Source organism: Dehalobacter sp. MCB1, from assembly GCF_003590275.1.
In the GTDB taxonomy this organism is placed as follows: Bacteria; Bacillota; Desulfitobacteriia; order Desulfitobacteriales; family Syntrophobotulaceae; genus Dehalobacter.
The window spans coordinates 16872-34228 of record NZ_LXPC01000011.1 but is presented as its reverse complement, the minus strand read 5'-3'; the positions used below and the strand labels follow the sequence as shown (position 1 = coordinate 34228).

At 42.4% G+C, this 17357-nt stretch carries 17 protein-coding genes; 16 read left to right on the top strand and 1 reads right to left on the bottom strand.

Translation table 11 applies throughout. The annotated features are described in order from the left end of the window. Positions 1-37 precede the first annotated feature (37 nt). Both glmU and A7K50_RS07090 read left to right on the top strand, forming a co-directional pair. Positions 38-1399, top strand: coding sequence for a bifunctional UDP-N-acetylglucosamine diphosphorylase/glucosamine-1-phosphate N-acetyltransferase GlmU (glmU, locus tag A7K50_RS07095; RefSeq protein ID WP_119775213.1), 1362 nt, complete (start codon positions 38-40; stop codon positions 1397-1399). A gap of 10 nt (positions 1400-1409) precedes the next feature. Then, positions 1410-2351 (top strand): ribose-phosphate pyrophosphokinase, encoded by a 942-nt coding sequence (locus A7K50_RS07090; RefSeq protein ID WP_019224828.1) that lies wholly within the window; start codon positions 1410-1412, stop codon positions 2349-2351. A 13-nt stretch (positions 2352-2364) separates the two neighbouring features. Here A7K50_RS07090 and A7K50_RS07085 read toward each other — a convergent pair whose 3' ends face one another. Then, complete coding sequence (locus A7K50_RS07085) at positions 2365-3123, bottom strand: PRC-barrel domain-containing protein (RefSeq protein ID WP_119775211.1); 759 nt, start codon at positions 3121-3123, stop codon at positions 2365-2367. 199 nt (positions 3124-3322) lie between these two features. On the opposite strand from A7K50_RS07085, the gene pth reads away from it, so the two are divergent. The 14 genes from pth (at position 3323) to tilS (ending at position 17303) form a co-directional block, all read left to right on the top strand. Continuing rightward, positions 3323-3895: an aminoacyl-tRNA hydrolase gene (gene pth / locus A7K50_RS07080; RefSeq protein WP_119775209.1), complete on the top strand. Its 573-nt coding sequence runs from the start codon at positions 3323-3325 to the stop codon at positions 3893-3895. A gap of 66 nt (positions 3896-3961) precedes the next feature. Continuing rightward, on the top strand, positions 3962-4138 hold the full coding sequence (locus A7K50_RS14170; protein ID WP_165904952.1) for a hypothetical protein: 177 nt from the start codon (positions 3962-3964) through the stop codon (positions 4136-4138). Positions 4139-4236: 98 nt separating this feature from the next. Beyond that, complete coding sequence (gene mfd, locus A7K50_RS07075) at positions 4237-7800, top strand: transcription-repair coupling factor (RefSeq protein ID WP_119775207.1); 3564 nt, start codon at positions 4237-4239, stop codon at positions 7798-7800. A 210-nt stretch (positions 7801-8010) separates the two neighbouring features. Then, complete coding sequence (locus A7K50_RS07070; protein ID WP_119775205.1) at positions 8011-8949, top strand: peptidylprolyl isomerase; 939 nt, start codon at positions 8011-8013, stop codon at positions 8947-8949. A 304-nt stretch (positions 8950-9253) separates the two neighbouring features. After that, positions 9254-9802, top strand: a complete 549-nt coding sequence (spoVT, locus tag A7K50_RS07065; protein WP_015042341.1) for a stage V sporulation protein T — start codon at positions 9254-9256, stop codon at positions 9800-9802. A 189-nt stretch (positions 9803-9991) separates the two neighbouring features. Continuing rightward, positions 9992-11161: a nucleoside triphosphate pyrophosphohydrolase gene (mazG, locus tag A7K50_RS07060; protein WP_119775204.1), complete on the top strand. Its 1170-nt coding sequence runs from the start codon at positions 9992-9994 to the stop codon at positions 11159-11161. Positions 11162-11247: 86 nt separating this feature from the next. Next, on the top strand, positions 11248-11520 hold the full coding sequence (locus A7K50_RS07055; protein ID WP_015042343.1) for an HU family DNA-binding protein: 273 nt from the start codon (positions 11248-11250) through the stop codon (positions 11518-11520). A gap of 99 nt (positions 11521-11619) precedes the next feature. Then, positions 11620-11886: an RNA-binding S4 domain-containing protein gene (locus A7K50_RS07050; protein WP_119775202.1), complete on the top strand. Its 267-nt coding sequence runs from the start codon at positions 11620-11622 to the stop codon at positions 11884-11886. Between the two features lie 54 nt (positions 11887-11940). Next, positions 11941-12219, top strand: a complete 279-nt coding sequence (yabP, locus tag A7K50_RS07045; RefSeq protein WP_026156454.1) for a sporulation protein YabP — start codon at positions 11941-11943, stop codon at positions 12217-12219. A gap of 42 nt (positions 12220-12261) precedes the next feature. Beyond that, positions 12262-12714: a spore cortex biosynthesis protein YabQ gene (yabQ, locus tag A7K50_RS07040; RefSeq protein ID WP_119775200.1), complete on the top strand. Its 453-nt coding sequence runs from the start codon at positions 12262-12264 to the stop codon at positions 12712-12714. 136 nt (positions 12715-12850) lie between these two features. Beyond that, positions 12851-13090: a sigma factor-like helix-turn-helix DNA-binding protein gene (locus A7K50_RS07035; protein ID WP_020492254.1), complete on the top strand. Its 240-nt coding sequence runs from the start codon at positions 12851-12853 to the stop codon at positions 13088-13090. Continuing rightward, positions 13080-13391: a septum formation initiator family protein gene (locus tag A7K50_RS07030; RefSeq protein ID WP_119775198.1), complete on the top strand. Its 312-nt coding sequence runs from the start codon at positions 13080-13082 to the stop codon at positions 13389-13391. Before A7K50_RS07035 ends, A7K50_RS07030 begins: the two co-directional genes overlap by 11 nt. 241 nt (positions 13392-13632) lie before the next feature. Next, the gene (locus tag A7K50_RS07025) at positions 13633-15756 is read left to right on the top strand and encodes a SpoIIE family protein phosphatase (RefSeq protein WP_119775196.1); all 2124 of its coding nucleotides are present in this window, start codon (positions 13633-13635) and stop codon (positions 15754-15756) included. A gap of 137 nt (positions 15757-15893) precedes the next feature. Next, positions 15894-17303, top strand: a complete 1410-nt coding sequence (gene tilS, locus A7K50_RS07020; protein ID WP_119775195.1) for a tRNA lysidine(34) synthetase TilS — start codon at positions 15894-15896, stop codon at positions 17301-17303. The last annotated feature ends 54 nt before the right edge of the window (positions 17304-17357 follow it).

Genomic DNA, 17357 nt, shown 5'->3' with positions numbered 1-17357 from the left:
ATAAGGTACTTGATCACTTTGGAGGGTAAATAAGGAAATGTCTCATTTTACGGCAGTCATTTTGGCTGCGGGAAAAGGTACCCGTATGAAATCAGAATTACCGAAAGTGATGCACACGCTGGCTGGCCGTCCGCTGATCGACCACGTTCTGGAGAAGGTTGCAAAACTGAAAATTAATGATGTCATTACGATTGTTGGTCATGGCCGCGAAATGTTGTCGGAACACCTTGGGGAACGAACCAGGGTGGTTGTTCAGGAAGAACAATTGGGTACAGGTCACGCCGTGATGCAGGTATTGCCATTGATTGATGAAGACAGTAGCATTCTGGTCTTAAGCGGGGATCAACCGCTTTTAGCCGGACATACGATTCACTCATTAATGGAGATTCACCAAAAGACGGGCTCTTCAGCCACTGTACTCACGGCAATCATGGAGAATCCTTCAGGTTATGGGAGGATAATGAAAGAGAATAACGTTTTTCAAGGCATTATCGAAGAAAAAGATGCAGCTGTTCTGCAAAAAGGGATTAAGGAGATCAATACAGGCACCTACTGTTTTAATGGAGCAGCCTTAAAATTTGCGCTTCAAAAGATTGCGCCTAAAAATGCTCAGGGAGAGTATTATCTCACTGATGTCTTTGATATCCTGCTTTCGTCTGGTCAAAAAATTGAGATTTTTTGTACGGATGACCCGTCAGAAGCTTTAGGCATCAACAATCGGGTTCAGCTGGCTGAAGCCGAGGATATCTTGTATGACCGAATCAGAAAATACTGGATGATGGAGGGAGTAACGATCATCAATCCTCCATCGGTTTTTATAGATGCGGAAGTTGTTCTTGGGAAGGATGTCATTCTTAATCCTTTTACAATGATTAAAGGAAATACCAAGATTGAAGAAGGGGCGAACATTGGTCCCTCGACAACACTAATCAACTGTGTTTGTCAGAAGGGATGTCAAATCGAACACTCTGTTGCACGAGACGCAGTGATCGGAGAGAATTGCTTTGTGGGACCGTATGCTTACCTGAGACCCGGAACGATTTTGGGTAAAGAGGTTAAAGTTGGTGATTTCGTAGAAATTAAAAACAGCATTATTGAAGAGGGAAGCAAAGTCCCTCACCTGAGCTATATTGGTGATTCCAGGTTAGGCAAAAATGTGAACATAGGTGCAGGAACAATTACCTGCAACTATGATGGCGAGAAAAAGCACCAGACCATTATTGAAGACCGTGTTTTTGTCGGCAGCAATACAAACTTTGTTGCTCCGGTATCCATAGGTAAAGAAGCAGTCATTGGCGCCGGGTCAACAATTACGAAAGATGTTCCTGATCAGGCTCTAGCGATTGAAAGATCACAACAGCGCATTATTGAAAATTGGCACTCCGCCAAGAAAAAGTAGGGGGAAAATTATGGCTACGAAAGAACTTAAAATTTTTTGCGGAAACGCAAATAGGGAACTTGCACAGGAAATTGCTGATTATCTTGGCATTTCAATGGGGGTTGCCAATGTCAAAACATTTATGGACGGCGAAATCAACATCGGGATTGACGAAAGCGTAAGGGGTGCAGATGTATTTGTTGTTCAGCCGACCTGCGCGCCAACCAACGATAGTATTATGGAGCTGTTAATCCTTATTGATGCCTTGCGGAGAGCGTCAGCCTATCGGATTACAGCAGTGGTCCCCTATTACGGCTATGCCAGACAGGAAAGGAAGACAAAGGCCAGAGAACCGATTACGGCGAAACTCATGGCCAATCTCATAACGACTGCCGGAGCGGATCGTCTGGTAGCCATGGATCTTCATGCACCTGCAATTCAGGGTTTTTTTGACATTCCAGTTGACCATCTCCCCGGAGTACCGATCCTCGCGGAATATTTTATGGAGAAGAAACTCGAAGATATTTGCGTTGTATCGCCTGATATTGGAGGAGTCGGCAGGGCCAGGAATTTTGCGGAACGAATTGGGGCATCGCTTGCGATTGTGGATAAACGCCGGCCTGAACCGAATGTATCAAAAATAATGCATGTCATCGGTGACCTGCAGGGAAAAATAGCAGTACTTATTGACGATATCACAGATACTGGCGGTACGATTACCCAGGCTGCAGCTGTGCTGATGGAAAAAGGAGCCAAAGAGGTCTATGCCTGCTGTACGCACCCGGTATTATCTGGCCCAGCTATCGGCATTCTTGAAAAATCCGTTATTAAAGAATTTGTCGTAACAAATACCATTCCTTTAACCCCGGAAAAGAAGATTGATAAGATTAAAGTGCTTTCTGTTGCTCCTTTATTGGGAGAAGCTATCGTTAGAATTCATGAGGATTTATCTGTCAGTAAATTATTCAGTTAATTCTTCAGAGCACTTAGATAAGGTCGTCTTTGGGGCCCTTGTCTGCATTGGCGGGTTCTTCATCCTGCTCCTCACAGAAATTATCCGTAATAGACGTGTCAATTTCTGCTGAGATAGGTTGAATTGGCTTGTCTGTATCATTCGGGGAATCTTCGTTTGTTTCATCGTCCTTGTTCTTTTTCCAGAATCTGTTCAGATCCTGACTTTTTCGGCTTGCCTTTTGGGAAGCAATCTGAATCAAAGATTTGACATTATCATTAATGCCTTTCGTAAAAAGTTCAAGTCTTTCTTCACAGCCTTTGACCGCCACGACGACATCGGAACCGATGGTAAGAATATCGTCGGCGTTCAGGCTGGCTTTTCCTTTGAAAAAGCCCTCTATTTTACCTCCGGAAATATCAAGACTTGATATCATGCCACTTTCGGTATCGATATAGAATTCTTCAATAATACCGAGAGTTTTGCCGCTGGCAGTAATGACTTTTGTTCCAATGATTGCGGTTTTTTCTTTGAGAAGTTCTAAAATATCAGGTAAATTTGTAGCTTTTTCCGCCTGATTCTCAGTGCTGACGGTGATGACGTTTTCACCAATACTGACAACTCTGTTATAAGGAATAATACGTTGTTCTTTGAAGAACCCTTTGGGGTCAACCACTAATGCGGCGACAGCTTTGGCTTTCGGGTCAATGACAATATTGCGCACAAACCCGATCTGCTGGCCTTCTTTTAGAGAGATAATTGACAGGGATAAAATTTTTTTACTGGGCAGCATAGGATTCCCTCCTTTTTTAAGTCTATCAGAAAACGCTAAGAGCTTTCCGATAGATCTAAGTGCAACTAAGGCTACCGCCAAAGCTTGACGCCAGCCAAGTTTTTAAAAATAATCTATATGAAATTAATCCTTAATTAATGCTGTTCTGTCTATTCAATTTATGCTTAGGACTTTAACGATATGCCGGTAAGGAGAATTTATGAGGGCTGTAATCGGTCTCGGGAATCCGGGAGTTAAATATAGCGAGACAAAACATAATGCAGGGTTCATGCTACTGGATAGAATTGCCGCTCAGGAAGGATTGTCTTTCCGTAATGATTTTCGTGGCCAAGTGGCTGAAATGAGAAACAAAGATGAGCGGATATTTTTTCTGAAGCCAATTACCTATATGAATCTAAGCGGTTTAGCCGTTGGGGAATTGATAAATTATTATAAAATAAACACGCAGAATATATTGGTGATCCATGATGATATGGATCTCCCCCTCGGCAAGATACGATTAAGGGCTAAAGGGAGTGCTGGGGGACACAACGGGCTGAAATCCATCATTGCGGAATTGGGGTCACAGGATTTCTGGCGTCTTAAAATCGGTGTTGGAAGACCAAAGGCTGAATTTGATGTGGTTAACCATGTACTCTCAACGTTTACCGAAGAGGAAAAAGCAGTATTGGATGGTACTCTGGACAGGGCACAGCGCGCAGTAGGATTGTGGACAGAGGGCCGTGGGGACGAGGCCATGAATCTATTTAATCAGGAAAAACAGTCACTTTAAATAAAGCTGAAGCGTATAACCTTGGATTGGATAGGCAAGCATATTACTCAGGAGGTGTTTTATCCTATGTATATGCTTAAAATATGCCGTTGCTGTGATACCATCGTTGGTCAACTGGAAATGGATGACACCAGGCCACTCAGGATGGATTTTTCTGTTGAGATTAAAGGCAATGTTGCCTATACGCTTTGCTCAAGATGCATGAAGGAACTGGATATCAGCGGAGTGACGTACTATCAGTAAATATGGTTTGCTCAACTCGAATACTCGAAAAACAGGTATTTTCTATCCTGGCTAAAGATATGATAAGAAATGAGCTACTTTTTGCAGGAGGGCAGCGAATGCCTACGATTAATGATTTTTTGTACAAGGGTTTTGACATTGGGGAAATAAGCGCTGCCTTAAGCAGAAAAGAGTCCCCGCAAATGATTTACCAAATAACCAGCAGTGAAAAAGCTGCGTTTGCAGCCCAGGTTGCCCTGCTGAAGCAGCAGGCTCTGATCATCACTTATACAGATGAACAAGCCCAAAAATGGGCAAGGGATCTTGAGGCGTGGCTTCCGAAAAAAAATATTATGCTTTTCCCGACAACAGAGTGGCTTCCGTTTGAGGTTTTTGGCAGAAGCCACGAAATTACGGCAGAGAGAATCCGGGTCTTGAGCAGCCTGCTCCCATTCAACCGGGAAACAGACAGCGAAACAATTGTCGTTGCGCCCGTCCAGGCGATCATGAAGAAACTAATCCGCCCAGAAAAGTGGTTGAGGCATTGTATCCTTTTTAAGGTCGGGGAACAGTATGTAGTTTCTGACCTTCTGCGCTTATTAGTAGAAGCCGGCTATGAACGTGAAGAAACCATTGAGGGCAGAGGCCAGTTTGCTTTGCGCGGAGGGATTCTCGATATTGCACCACATGACAGAGATCCTGTCAGGATAGAATTTTTTGATGAGGAAGTAGATTCTATCCGGGTATTTGATTTGGAGACCCAAAAATCGTTGGAAAGCATTTCTGAGGTTCTTATTGTTCCCGTTCAGGAGTATGTTATCGATACCAAAAAGCAGCAGGACTTAAAAGGGGAAATCAGGGCCAGGGCGCGCAAAGCCGTCGGACGTTTACAGCGGCTGGACAGGATAGAAGCGGTTAAGAGACTTCATAAAAAAGTCGAATATCTTGAAAATCGGCTGAACACGGGAATTCTTGATGAAAGCATTTATCCTTACCTGAGTCTACTGTCCGAAGAATATGTTCCTTTCTTTGAATGGCTTGATCAGAATTGTCTTGTATTTCTCGATGAACCGCTCCGGCTTAAAGAGCAGCTAGATTTTCAGTCCAATCAGCGCCTTGCTGAATTTACGGACAACCTGGAAAAGGGGGAAGAGTTTGTTAATTCCGATCATTTATTCATCAGCTTTGAAGATTTGCTCGCCAGTGGAAAGCGTCCTTTGCTGGGCCTGTCGAATTTATTGCGGGAAATACCCGGGTTTGACCCTAAAAGAGTGACGAACATGATTGCCCGCCCTTTAGCTGGGTATGGCAAGACTTCAATCCTGGTGGAAGAGATTCAGCGGTGGAAGTCCGTCGGATACGTGATTGCACTTTTTGCAGGGAATGAGGAACAATCACAGCGGCTAGGGCAAGGGCTAAAGGACAGAAGCATTAACGCCAGTCTGGTTAGGATGGAAGATCCGATCGTGCAGGGTGGTGTTTATATTTATCCGCTTTCGATTAACCAGGGCTTTGAACTGCCTGTAAGCAAAATGGTTATTTTTTCAGAATCCGAAATATACCGAAGAGAACGAAAATACCAGGCGAAACCCAAAAAAGGCCCAAAAGAAGCAGATATTCTTTCTTTCAGCGACCTTAAATCAGGTGATTACGTCGTGCATTTTTACCATGGAATCGGCAAGTTTACCGGGATTGAAACCATTGAGGTCGACGGTATTGAAAAGGACTATTTTTCGATTCGTTATGCCGGTGAAGATAAACTATATGTACCGCTTGATCAACTGCAGCTGCTGCAGAAATACCTCGGGGCAGAAGAATCAACCACACCCAAGCTGAATAAACTGAACGGCAATGAATGGAACAAGGCGAAAACCAGGGCCCAGAGCGCTGTTAAAGAGATGGCCATTAATTTACTTGAGCTTTATGCGAAAAGGGAAGGGGCTGTGGGATTTGCTTATCCGGAAGACAGCTACTGGCAGAAAGAGTTTGAAGACCGCTTTCCATATGAAGAAACACCAGACCAGCTGCAGAGTATTATGGAAGTCAAAAAAGATATGATGAAAGCCCGGCCGATGGACCGGCTTCTTTGCGGAGATGTGGGGTACGGCAAAACAGAAGTTGCACTGAGAGCCGCATTTAAGGCGGTTATCAGTAGCAAGCAGGTGGCAGTCATGGTACCAACGACCATTCTTGCTCAGCAGCATTATAATACTTTCAGGGAAAGGTTTATGGATTACCCTGTAAAAATCGAAATGCTGAGCCGTTTTCGTACACCCAAGGAACAGAAGCAAATCATTCAGAATCTGAAAGACGGTTCACTTGATGTTGTCGTCGGCACCCACCGTCTCATATCGGAAGGGGTTAGCTTCAAGGATCTGGGCCTGCTTATTGTCGATGAAGAGCAGCGTTTTGGCGTTGGACATAAAGAGAAGATCAAAACGCTGAAGACCAATGTGGATGTTTTGACACTATCAGCTACGCCAATTCCCAGAACCCTGCATATGTCTCTAGTTGGCTTAAGAGATATGAGCGTTATTATGACGCCTCCGGAAGACAGGTTCCCTGTTCAGACCTTTGTCGCCGAATTTAATGCGGATCTGGTAAGAGATGCGATACGCAGAGAATTGTACAGAGGGGGTCAGGTATTTTTTGTCCATAACCGGGTCGAAACACTGGATAGAGTGGTCAGGCTGCTGAATTTGATTATCCCAGAAGCCCGTTGTGGGGTTGTGCATGGGCAGATGAGCGAAACCCAGCTTGAGAAAGAAATGATCTCCTTTTTGGAAAAAGAGAAAGATATTATGATTTGCACTACTATCATCGAAACCGGTTTGGATATGCCGAACGTCAATACACTTATTGTCGATGAAGCAGACAAATTTGGCCTGAGCCAGCTTTATCAACTCAGAGGAAGGGTGGGTAGGTCAAACAGGAAAGCGTATGCCTATTTTTTATACCAACCGCAAAAAATTCTGACAGAAGAAGCAGAAAAGAGGCTGACTACAATCAGGGAATTCACTGAATTTGGTTCCGGTTTCAAGATTGCCATGCGTGATTTGGAAATAAGAGGAGCAGGTAATTTTATTGGAGGGGAGCAGCATGGGCATCTTGCCAGCGTTGGATTCAGCCTATATGTCAAAATGCTAAAAGAGGCAGTTCAGCAATTACGTGGTGAAACAGTAGAAGAAGTCGCTGAGCCAGTCATAGATATTCAGGTCAAGGCGCTTCTTCCCGATGAATATATTGTGGATAAGCAGATTAAAGCTGCACTTTACCAGAGAATGCTAGGCATTTCTAGTGAAGAACACTTAAGTGACTTTTTGGATGAACTGGTGGACAGATTTGGAAACCCGCCCGATGAAGTTGAAAACCTGGCTAAAATCATCAGGATAAAAATAAAAGCCAAACAACTGGGTCTCGAACAGGTTGTTCAGCATAAACAGAATATCTCCCTGCGGTTTGCCTCTGATCCCGGGATATCCGGAGAACAGCTGATGAGTATTGCAGCAAAATTTCCTTACCCATTGTCATTTGCGGCTGCGGAACAAGGCAATCTTGAATTGAACCTGCGGCTCAGGGTTTCAAGTATAGAAGATATCTTTAAAGCCATATTTAAATTATTTGGTATTTTAGAGGAATACGTGAAGCATCCTGCAGCAGCTGCCAAGACCGTATCCAGTTAGTACCTTATTAACTGTATATCTTAATCCTTGTTCGATACTAAGCCATCCATGGCTGTTGGAAGGATTGAAATATACCGAGTGTATGGCGATTAACGTCCCCGAGAAGGGCTAATGCAGCGATGCCATGGTTGGCAAGGTACTAGTTTAAATTGCTTAATAAATTGTAACTTGGTATAATGACTTCATCCAGCGAAAGGGAGATAGGGATTAATGAAAAAAGTAACCACAACAATAATCATGCTGTTTGCTTTACTGCTTATGCTCACTGGCTGTGCCAAACAGGAATTTGCAGTTAAAGTGAATAAGCAAAGTATCCCCATGACGACTTATGAAGAAAAGTTAAATGCCAGCAAAACCTATTATGAGAAGCAAGGTATGGACTTTAGCACGGATCAGGGTAAGTCCAGTCTGGAAAGTATTAAGAGTTCGGTCTTAGAAGAGTTAATTATGGATGAATTGATTAAGCAGGAAGTCGAAAAAAATAAATGGGATACGACGAATCCTGAAGTTTCGAAACTGATCGAAAAGAATATAAAAAGCCAGTTGAAAGATATGGACTATCAGGTGTTCCTTGATGAAAGAGGGATGACTGAAGAGGAAGTTACGAACCGCTATACTTTTATCTATAACATTGGTAAAGATGTGACAGTATCAGATCAGGAAGTCCAGCAGTATTTTGAATCACATTATTCCGATTACGGCGGACAGGATGAACAGGTCAAAGCTAGCCATGTTTTGGTGGCGACTGAAGAGGAAGCCAATAAAGTGATTCAAGAGTATAATGCTGGAAAAGATTTTTCTGAACTGGCCAAGGAATATTCTACGGATACCGGGAGTAAGGATTCCGGCGGGAACCTCGACTATTTTTCCCGCGGAGAAATGGTTACGGAATTTGAGGATGCTGCTTTCAGCCAGAAGGTAGGGAGCATTTCAGAAACACCAGTCAAGACGAAATTTGGCTATCATGTTATTCTGGTTGAAGACCATAAAGAGGCTGTAGTGCCTGACTTTGAGAAAGTCAAAGCAAGCGTTCAGGAAGATGCTCTCGAAAATGCCAAAAATCTAAAAGTATCAAGTTATTATTCGGAACTTAGACAAGCGGCTCAAGTCGAATACGCCGAAGATTTAAAACCAGCGGGTGCCCAATAAGCAATAGGGTATTTTTGCAATCTTATGATTTCGCACAAATTAAAATATAAAACTTAAAGCCAAGAAGAGGGCGTAACGGAATAAACTGTTGCACCCTCTATCTATATCTTTCTTAAATTCTTTATTTATTTGCTGATTGCTTAAAATATTGTAGTTCCACACAAACTTTATGAAGCGAGCGTTAAGTGTGAGTGGCGTTAATGATTATTCTTTTTTGCATGTATGGAAAAATATGAATAATAAAGCAGTTCAAGATATATACTAAGATTGAATTAGTCGCTTTGGAAAAAGGAGGGAGAACTTAATGAAAGCAACCGGAATTGTCAGAAGAATAGATGATCTTGGCCGAGTAGTTATTCCCAAGGAAATCCGGCGGACTTTACGGATAAGAGAAGGAGATCCACTGGAAATTTTTGTGGACAGAGAAGGGGAAGTGATACTGAAGAAGTATTCACCCATTGGTGAGTTGGGAGATTTCGCTAAAGAATATGCGGATTCTTTATTTGAATCAACAGGACACATTGCCTGTATCGGAGATAGAGATGTCATCATTGCGGTGTCAGGAGCTTCCAAAAAAGACTACTTGAACAAATCTCTTGGCGCTGTAGCCGAGCAGGCCATGGAAGAAAGGAGAACTATTTATAATACGGGAGAATCCTCTGTTTTGAAAGAAACAGAAGGAGAAGAAAAAGTCAAAGCAACAAATCAGGTCATTGCGCCGATTATTGCTGAAGGTGATCCCATTGGGGTAGTCGTACTCATGTCCAAAGAACCAAACATTAAGATGGGAGATTTGGAAATCAAACTTGCTGAAACTGCAGCGGGCTTTTTAGCCAAACAAATGGAACAGTAATGTTTGATGCAAAAAATAAAAGTTGAGAAGGACTGTTAACGGTATGTTGACAGTCCTTTTCTTAACTGTGCGTGCTCAGATAAGTCACCCATTATCTAATTGCTTGCCAAAGATCTTCCTGACATTTATAGTATTATTGGACAAGCAATGAGTACCTTATGAACCTTAATATCAATAGGAGGAAAGCAAGTGGACCCGATTTTAAACATTCTAGGCCTCGGAGACCGGGGACTTGATTCTTTGTCTCTTGCCGCTTATAAATTATTGAAAGGTTCAGATCTGATATTCCTGTGGGATGCCGAACATCCGGCAGCTTCAGATTTGATTCGTGAGGGTTTTCCGTGCCAGGAAATATTCGCAGCAGCGGAACAAATGGAAAATATCATTTTAGACCTGGAAACAGGACTTGATTTAATTGTAGAAAAGGTTATAGCAGTGTCCGGCAAGAAGCAAATAACACTCGCTTTACCGGGTTTTCCAATCGCAGAAGGCAGGATCATAGCCGGACTTCACCAAAGGCTTGGAACCTCTTTTATTGTGAAGGCGACATTGATCAGGGATAATAGTGACCGGCTGGAAAGGCTTACTGCAATTATGGCTGAATTGCGCTCTGCTTGGGGGTGCCCTTGGGATAAGGAGCAGGATCATGAGTCACTGAAGAAATATCTGATTGAAGAGGCCTATGAAGTGCTGGATGCAATTGATTCCAAAAATATGAATAATTTATGTGAGGAATTGGGAGACTTATTATTACAAGTCGTGTTCCATTCCCGCATTGCAGAGGAATCCGGGCAATTCAGCCTGAACGATGTCATAAAGGGCATTTCGGATAAACTGATACGCCGGCATCCTCATGTTTTTGGGTCAGTTGAAGTAGCATCAAGCCGGGAAGTCCTGATAAACTGGGATGAAATTAAAAAAACCGAGAAATTGACATCCCAAAGCTTGAAAAAACAAGCAGAGAGGAATTTCTTTGATATTCCAAGAGGGCTTCCAGCGCTGCAATTTGCTGAAAAGACTCAAAAAAAGGCTTCTAAAGTCGGTTTTGACTGGGAGGATCACCAGGGACCCCTTTCTAAAATCTATGAAGAGCTTACTGAGCTCGAAAAGGAAGTGGGAAAAAGTCCAAGAGTAAAAGAAGAATTAGGAGATTTGCTCTTTTCGATTGTCAATTTGTCGCGCTTTCTCGGAATAAACGCCGAAGAAGCTCTGCGGCAGGGGACGAAAAAATTCCAACAAAGATTTAATAAAATGATGCACAAAATAGATCTGGAAGGACCTGACAAAGGAAGAATGAGCATGGAGAACATGAATTTTTTCTGGGAAGTGGTAAAAAGTGAAGAAAAAACTGGGGTTTGAGGTTTATTTTAGCATTCCCAAGAAGGAAAATGCAGTTTCATAGCGAATATAGAGGCTATTAGTTTTTATTATTAGGAGGGAGACTTTTGAATAAAGCGGAACTCGTTGCTGCAGTAGCAGAAAAGACCGAATTCACCAAGAAGGATGCCGAAAAAGCGGTAGCCGCAGTCTTTGACACAATCAGTCAAGCAATGGCAAGTGGTGAGAAAGTCCAATTAGTTGGTTTTGGTACATTTGAGGTTAAGAAAAGAGAAGAGCGTGTCGGCAGAAATCCTCAGACCAAAGAGGAGATTGTCATTCCCGCATGCAAAGTACCTGGCTTTAAGGCAGGAAAAGCTTTAAAAGAGTCAGTACAGTAAATTCTTAAATTTCTTAAGTTCATAGCTTGATTGCGAAAAACCAGGTTCTTTTTGAGCCTGGTTTTTTAAGATGTATTTTAAAATAAGGAGTTGCTTTGTTTGAGACTGGACAAATATCTTAAGGTATCAAGGCTTATCAAAAGGAGAACTGTGGCCAAAGATGTCTGTGGAGGCGAAAAAGTCAGTGTAAATGGCAGAGTTGCCAAACCTTCGGCAGAAGTAAAGCCTGGAGACATTATTTGCATTGATATGCGGAATCATATCCTTGAAGTCAAGGTAGTGTCGATACCACCAAGTGCCAAGGCGGAAGAAGCTGAGACGCTCTATCAGCTGATCAAAGATGAAAAGAAAAATAATGATGTCTAAACCCCCCACTTTCTGAATAAGTATTTATTCAGAAAGGGCTTTGGGGGGATGGAAATGACAGGTCAACGGGAAATTGAGCATAAGATCATTATCAAAGACAGAAAACTACTGACGGTTTCAGGGGTAAAAAAGGTAAAATCGTTCGACCCCAAAGAGATTATGCTGGATACCACAAAAGGTAGAGTAACGATTAAGGGACGGGATCTGGGGGTAAACAATCTTAACCTCGAACAATCGGAACTGGAGATTGAAGGCCAAATTGACATGCTGATTTATGCTGCGAGTGGATCTGGAGAATCCTCCAAGGGAGTATGGGAAAAAATTTTCAAATAGCCTTTTGAAGGGGGCGAAATCGGGATTAGCGAGTTTGCTGTTTTGATTAGCATTGTCCTAAGTGGATTACTAGTTGGGATATGTTTTGATTTTTACCGAATCTTACGTTGGCATTTGGGCTTGACAAAGATTCAGACGTTTTTAGGAGATTTGCTTTTCTCTGTCGCTGCGCTTGGAATTATTTTTTGCTTAGCGCAAAAAGCAAATTACCTTGAATTTCGTTTTTATCTGTTTTTGGGAAGCTTGTTAGGTCTTTTGCTCTATATTGCCGTTTTTAGCCGATATGTCAAAAAAACTTTTGATGTGTTATTTCGCTTGATCCATCACGTTTGCCAATTTATTAGAAATATTTTTCAGGCGTTTTTCCGAGGCGTTTACATTGGAGTTGCCGTAATGATGCGGATCCCCTATGGCATTCTGCGCTGGCTGGGGATGCTTCTCTATCGAATCGGTGAAGCGATAAGCCGGAATGCTTTAATAAAAAAGAGCAAATAGTATTGATTTTGACCAGCTTTAATTATATAATGACTATACTTATAATGTTTTTGTAGTTGATTTGTACCGAATATGTAGCTAGTATGTAGATGAATTTTTGTCTTTAGCCGTAAATTCACAATAAGGAAAGAAAATTTTGCACTGGGAAATACGGGGATTGGAAAAACTGAGTTTCCGGGAGAGACAAGCTGTCATGCTTAAAGAAAGCGGGCATTCCGTCGAGGATATCGCCAAGGTTCTGGGGATAAGCAGCAGTTCTGTTTCAACCATGCTCGTAAGGGCCAAGACCAAAGGATATCAAATCATCGGAATCATCCAGGATCATGAGTTAGGGCTGAATTATCCGTTGGAGGACGATGAGGGAAATGAGAAATAATAAGAAGTATACAAAAAAGAAAATAAAAAAGATAAATCCAATATTTGTAATTGTTTTGGGAATTGCTTTGATGTTAGGCGGAAGCTGGTCCTATCAGCTGCTTCAGCTGGATCATTCCATTGAGCAGCAAAAAGCAGAACTCGAGAATAAAAAGCTTCAGATTATTGCTCAAAATGATCAATTGCATGAGGAAATAGAGAAATTAAATACCCCGAGTTATGTGGAGCAATTAGCCAGAGAAAAGCTTGGACTGGTTCGTAAAGGAGAAATTTTAATAGCTCCGAAAGAGTCGGGGAATTAATATCAATGAAAAAATATATGTAATAAGCGCTGCCGTAACGAATTATTTAAATTTGTTAAGGGCGGCGCTTTTTGATTAGGTAATATCATGTCAATTCAGCGGTTATATTCGGAGATGATACAACGCCAATCGTTTTTTTGCTGAAGCAAGAAAAATGATTGCCCATGAAGATTCCCGAATTAGACAAGCTTCGCGGCCGTCATCAGCTATAATGATTCCATTAAATGGAAGAGGTGGCATTATGGCTGAATGGGCAACACTCAAAGCTGAGAAAATTATTAATCGATTTTCTGACTCTCTGGGAATACAATGTCTAATTGTTATCGGAGGTTTTTTAACAGCTCGGGCAAACCTATTGGGTATTTATCCATTTGCTGTTGCCTATCTTGCAGTTCTCGGCATGAATATGAAAAAATGGATTCTGCCAGGTCTTACCGGAATTGCGATCGGTCTGGTATCTGTCCAGGATTTTTCTGTATTTCTGGAAGTTATGCCGAGTGCGGTTCTAGGCGTTCTGGCAATTCAGATGATCAAAGAGAGCAAGAACAAAATACTTCTTCTCGCAGGGTTTACGGCACTTGGAACTTTACTGCCCGGATTAGGCGTATCATGGTTTACCAATAGCTTTGGGGAGGAGTCTATCTTACTGGTAATGGTCCAAAGCATTGTTGCGGCAGGCTTTTCAATCATTTTTTTCTTTGCGTTTCTTCATAAGGAGAGCCTCATGAAGGGCAGTTTCAAGGGTGAACAAGGTATGGTGTGGATTTTGGTGCTGGCAGTCTGCTTAAGTGGCTTACAAGGGCTCACTTTTGGGAAAATCAATTTACAAATCACATTTATGGGGTTTTTCCTGCTTTTTGTGGCCTATAAATACGGAGCCGGTTCAGCTGCAGGTGTCGGAGCAATTTTAGGCTTTTTGTTAAAATGGAACCTTGGAATCGATAACCTGATTGATGCGGGACTTTACAGCTTACTGGGGTTTATCTGCGGAGGATTTACTCGTTTCGGCAAGATGGGAATTGCAGCTGCCTACAGCGCCTCTATTTTAATGGCTTCTTTTTTTGTCAATGAGACATTTTTGACTTCTCATCTTTATTCGTCCGCGCTTGCGCTTCTTATGTTTTTCTTATTACCCGGAAAACATGAAAAGTCTTTTCTGAAGAATAAAGTAATGCCAGAAATTGAAACAACCGTAAGTAAAGTCAAAACCGTTGGCGACCTATTTGATCAGCTCGCTTATGGTTTCCAGGCGGCAGGACTTGAATCCAGGCTGCAGCCGGAAGTACCGGAAATGATGAATACCCTGGTTGATAAGATATGCCGGCATTGCCCAGATTCAAATTATTGCTGGCAGCAGGATTTCCATCAAACTTATCATTTTATGTATGACTTGTTTGCCTATGAAGAGAAAAAAATTCAAAGAAAACAAACCGGTGAGGCTTCAGACCAAATCAATCAGGAGAAAGTGCCTGTCGAATGGGGAAAATGCAGTAAACTTGAGGAAGTCATACTGGCGGCTCAATTTATTCTGGAACAAGAAAAGGACAAAGAGGTTTGGCAAAAACGTCTGGCTATAAACAGGGAAGCCTTGGCTGGTCAGTACAGAAGTGTATCTCAGGTGATCGGGCACCTCGCCCAGGAACTTCATTCTCAGCATAATCACGAAGACGGAAAGCCACTGGTCTGGTCCCGCAAGCATAAACTGGTTTTAGATCTGGGTATCGGCTCTTTTATTAAAACTGGTAATGGGATAAGCGGAGATAATTTCAGTTCGGTTTCGTTATCTTCATCCAAAAATGCGCTGATTATCTGTGACGGTATGGGCGCAGGGGAAGAGGCGGCCAGGATGAGTTCAGCGGCGCTTACAATACTGGAACAACTTCTGAGTACTGGTTTTGAACCGGAGAGTGCCATCAAAGCTCTCAATTCGATCTTGGTTTTACGTTCTCCGGAAGAGAGCTTTGTCACCGTCGACATGGCCGTGTTGAATATCGAGACAAATCAAGCCAGGTTGATAAAAATTGGAGCAGCACCAACCTATATCATCAGCAGAAACAAAGTAGATGCAGTAAAAACATCAAGTCTGCCGGCTGGTATACTGAATGATATTGATATTCCGGCGATTGATATTCCTTTTAAAGACGAGACGCTTGTCATCGTAACTGACGGAATCTTGGATGTAGCTAAAAGAAAGGATGACTGGCTCAAAGAATATCTGAAGAACAACAAAAGTTTGACTTCGCAGGATTTGGCCGATAGTATTGTCAAAGAAGCACGAAGACTGTCCGGCGACTGCCTGGAAGATGACGGAGTTGTTCTGGTTGTGAAGAGGAAGGACTTGGCCGGAAAAGATGCTAGAAATTAAACCGGGTTTTAAGCTGTTGTTAAGATTTAACCCTTATAGTCAAAAAAGAAATATTTTTGTTTCGAACACTTTGACAAATCGGCAAAATCTAGAGAGAATAGTATTAATACGATTTTAGGAAGGCTGCGGAGAAAATAATGTATGAAAGATTGAGCTCAGAGGTATTGCCGCAACAAATTCCGTCTCAGTCCAAAGTACTTGTAGCTGTTTCGGGAGGACCGGACTCGGTGGCTCTGGCTCATGTCATTTACCGCTATTCATGCGAAAATCAAGATAAAAATATTTCTTTTGTTATTACGCATGTCAATCATAAGGTCAGAAAAGAAGCCGACGAGGAAGCGGAGCTCGTTAAGAATCTTGCCGGGAAATGGAAAGCAGGATTTATTTTGCATGAATTTGATGCAAAACACAACGCTTTAGTTTGCCGCCAAAGTTTTCAGGAAGCATCAAGAGAATGGCGCTATGCCCGCTGGAAGGAAGACATGGAAGCGTGGGGCTGTGATTTACTGGCCACTGCCCATCATTTGGGAGATCAAGCGGAAACTGTTCTCTACCGTCTCTTAAGAGGAAGCGGAACAACAGGACTTGCAGGCATTTATCCTGTAAAAGACAAAATCATCCGTCCGCTTCTTTCGGTAACAAAACAAGAAATCCTAGAATACTGCAAAGTCCAAAATCTTCCCTATTCAATTGACAAGAGCAATCTGGAAACGGACTATTACAGGAATAAGATCAGACTCGAGCTAATCCCTGAACTGGAAAGCAAATATAATCAGAAGATTACGGATGCTTTGGGACGAACAGCGGAACTGCTGCGCTGGGACGAAGAATATATTTGCGTCCAGACGGAAGCTTTGTGGCTCAGGTACTGTCTCCAGGCAGATCATACCGGAGTCCTGCTTTCGCACGAAGCTTGGAAGGAACCGGAGGCAATCCTTTCCCGCCTGCTTCGGAGAGCGGCTTCGCAGGTATCGGGAGAAACAAGAGGGCCAGCGTTTAGATTTGTTAAACTTTGGATGCATAAAGGGAAACAGACCGGATGGCGCCAGGATCTTCCGGGTTTTAAGGTAGAAGTTGTCAAGCAAGGCCTTTTCTTTTTTAATGTAGATATAGAATCAAAAGAGCATATTTCCGGGAAAGATAGAATTGAAAAGACCCGCCTTTTTGTCAAGTTGCCGCTTGCTTTGAACATTTGGAATAAAATTACTGAATTAAAAGTACAGGTGGGGATTTTTAATTTTTACCCGGAAGGACAGCATGTTTTATGGAGTACGGAACTTGACCCGGACCAGATGTCTGTTCAGACTGAGCCTTTAGTATATAGAACGAGACAGGCCGGAGACCGTATTTATTTTAAGAATTTAGGGCATAAAGCAATTAAAAAGGTTTTTCAGGACAAACATATCCCTGCTGGGGAACGTGATAAGATTCCGTTTTTTGCTTTTGGCGATCTCGTCTTCTGGATCCCAGGCGTATGCAGGGGAGACAGCCTTTTGCCAGCTGGCCCGCAATCTTCCAGACTGTATTTGCTTGTGGCTGAAATATAAGCCTTTACTACTATTTTGGATTCATTGTAAAATAGGAAACCACATGATATAATA

What these genes read in the sequence shown, in the direction of transcription:
- glmU (WP_119775213.1), top strand. Translation starts at nt 38, where the DNA reads ATGTCTCATTTTACGGCAGTCATTTTGGCTGCGGGAAAAGGTACCCGT.
- A7K50_RS07090 (WP_019224828.1), top strand. Translation starts at nt 1,410, where the DNA reads ATGGCTACGAAAGAACTTAAAATTTTTTGCGGAAACGCAAATAGGGAA.
- A7K50_RS07085 (WP_119775211.1), bottom strand. Translation starts at nt 3,123, where the DNA reads ATGCTGCCCAGTAAAAAAATTTTATCCCTGTCAATTATCTCTCTAAAA.
- pth (WP_119775209.1), top strand. Translation starts at nt 3,323, where the DNA reads ATGAGGGCTGTAATCGGTCTCGGGAATCCGGGAGTTAAATATAGCGAG.
- A7K50_RS14170 (WP_165904952.1), top strand. Translation starts at nt 3,962, where the DNA reads ATGTATATGCTTAAAATATGCCGTTGCTGTGATACCATCGTTGGTCAA.
- mfd (WP_119775207.1), top strand. Translation starts at nt 4,237, where the DNA reads ATGCCTACGATTAATGATTTTTTGTACAAGGGTTTTGACATTGGGGAA.
- A7K50_RS07070 (WP_119775205.1), top strand. Translation starts at nt 8,011, where the DNA reads ATGAAAAAAGTAACCACAACAATAATCATGCTGTTTGCTTTACTGCTT.
- spoVT (WP_015042341.1), top strand. Translation starts at nt 9,254, where the DNA reads ATGAAAGCAACCGGAATTGTCAGAAGAATAGATGATCTTGGCCGAGTA.
- yabP (WP_026156454.1), top strand. Translation starts at nt 11,941, where the DNA reads ATGACAGGTCAACGGGAAATTGAGCATAAGATCATTATCAAAGACAGA.
- A7K50_RS07030 (WP_119775198.1), top strand. Translation starts at nt 13,080, where the DNA reads ATGAGAAATAATAAGAAGTATACAAAAAAGAAAATAAAAAAGATAAAT.
- A7K50_RS07025 (WP_119775196.1), top strand. Translation starts at nt 13,633, where the DNA reads ATGGCTGAATGGGCAACACTCAAAGCTGAGAAAATTATTAATCGATTT.
- tilS (WP_119775195.1), top strand. Translation starts at nt 15,894, where the DNA reads ATGTATGAAAGATTGAGCTCAGAGGTATTGCCGCAACAAATTCCGTCT.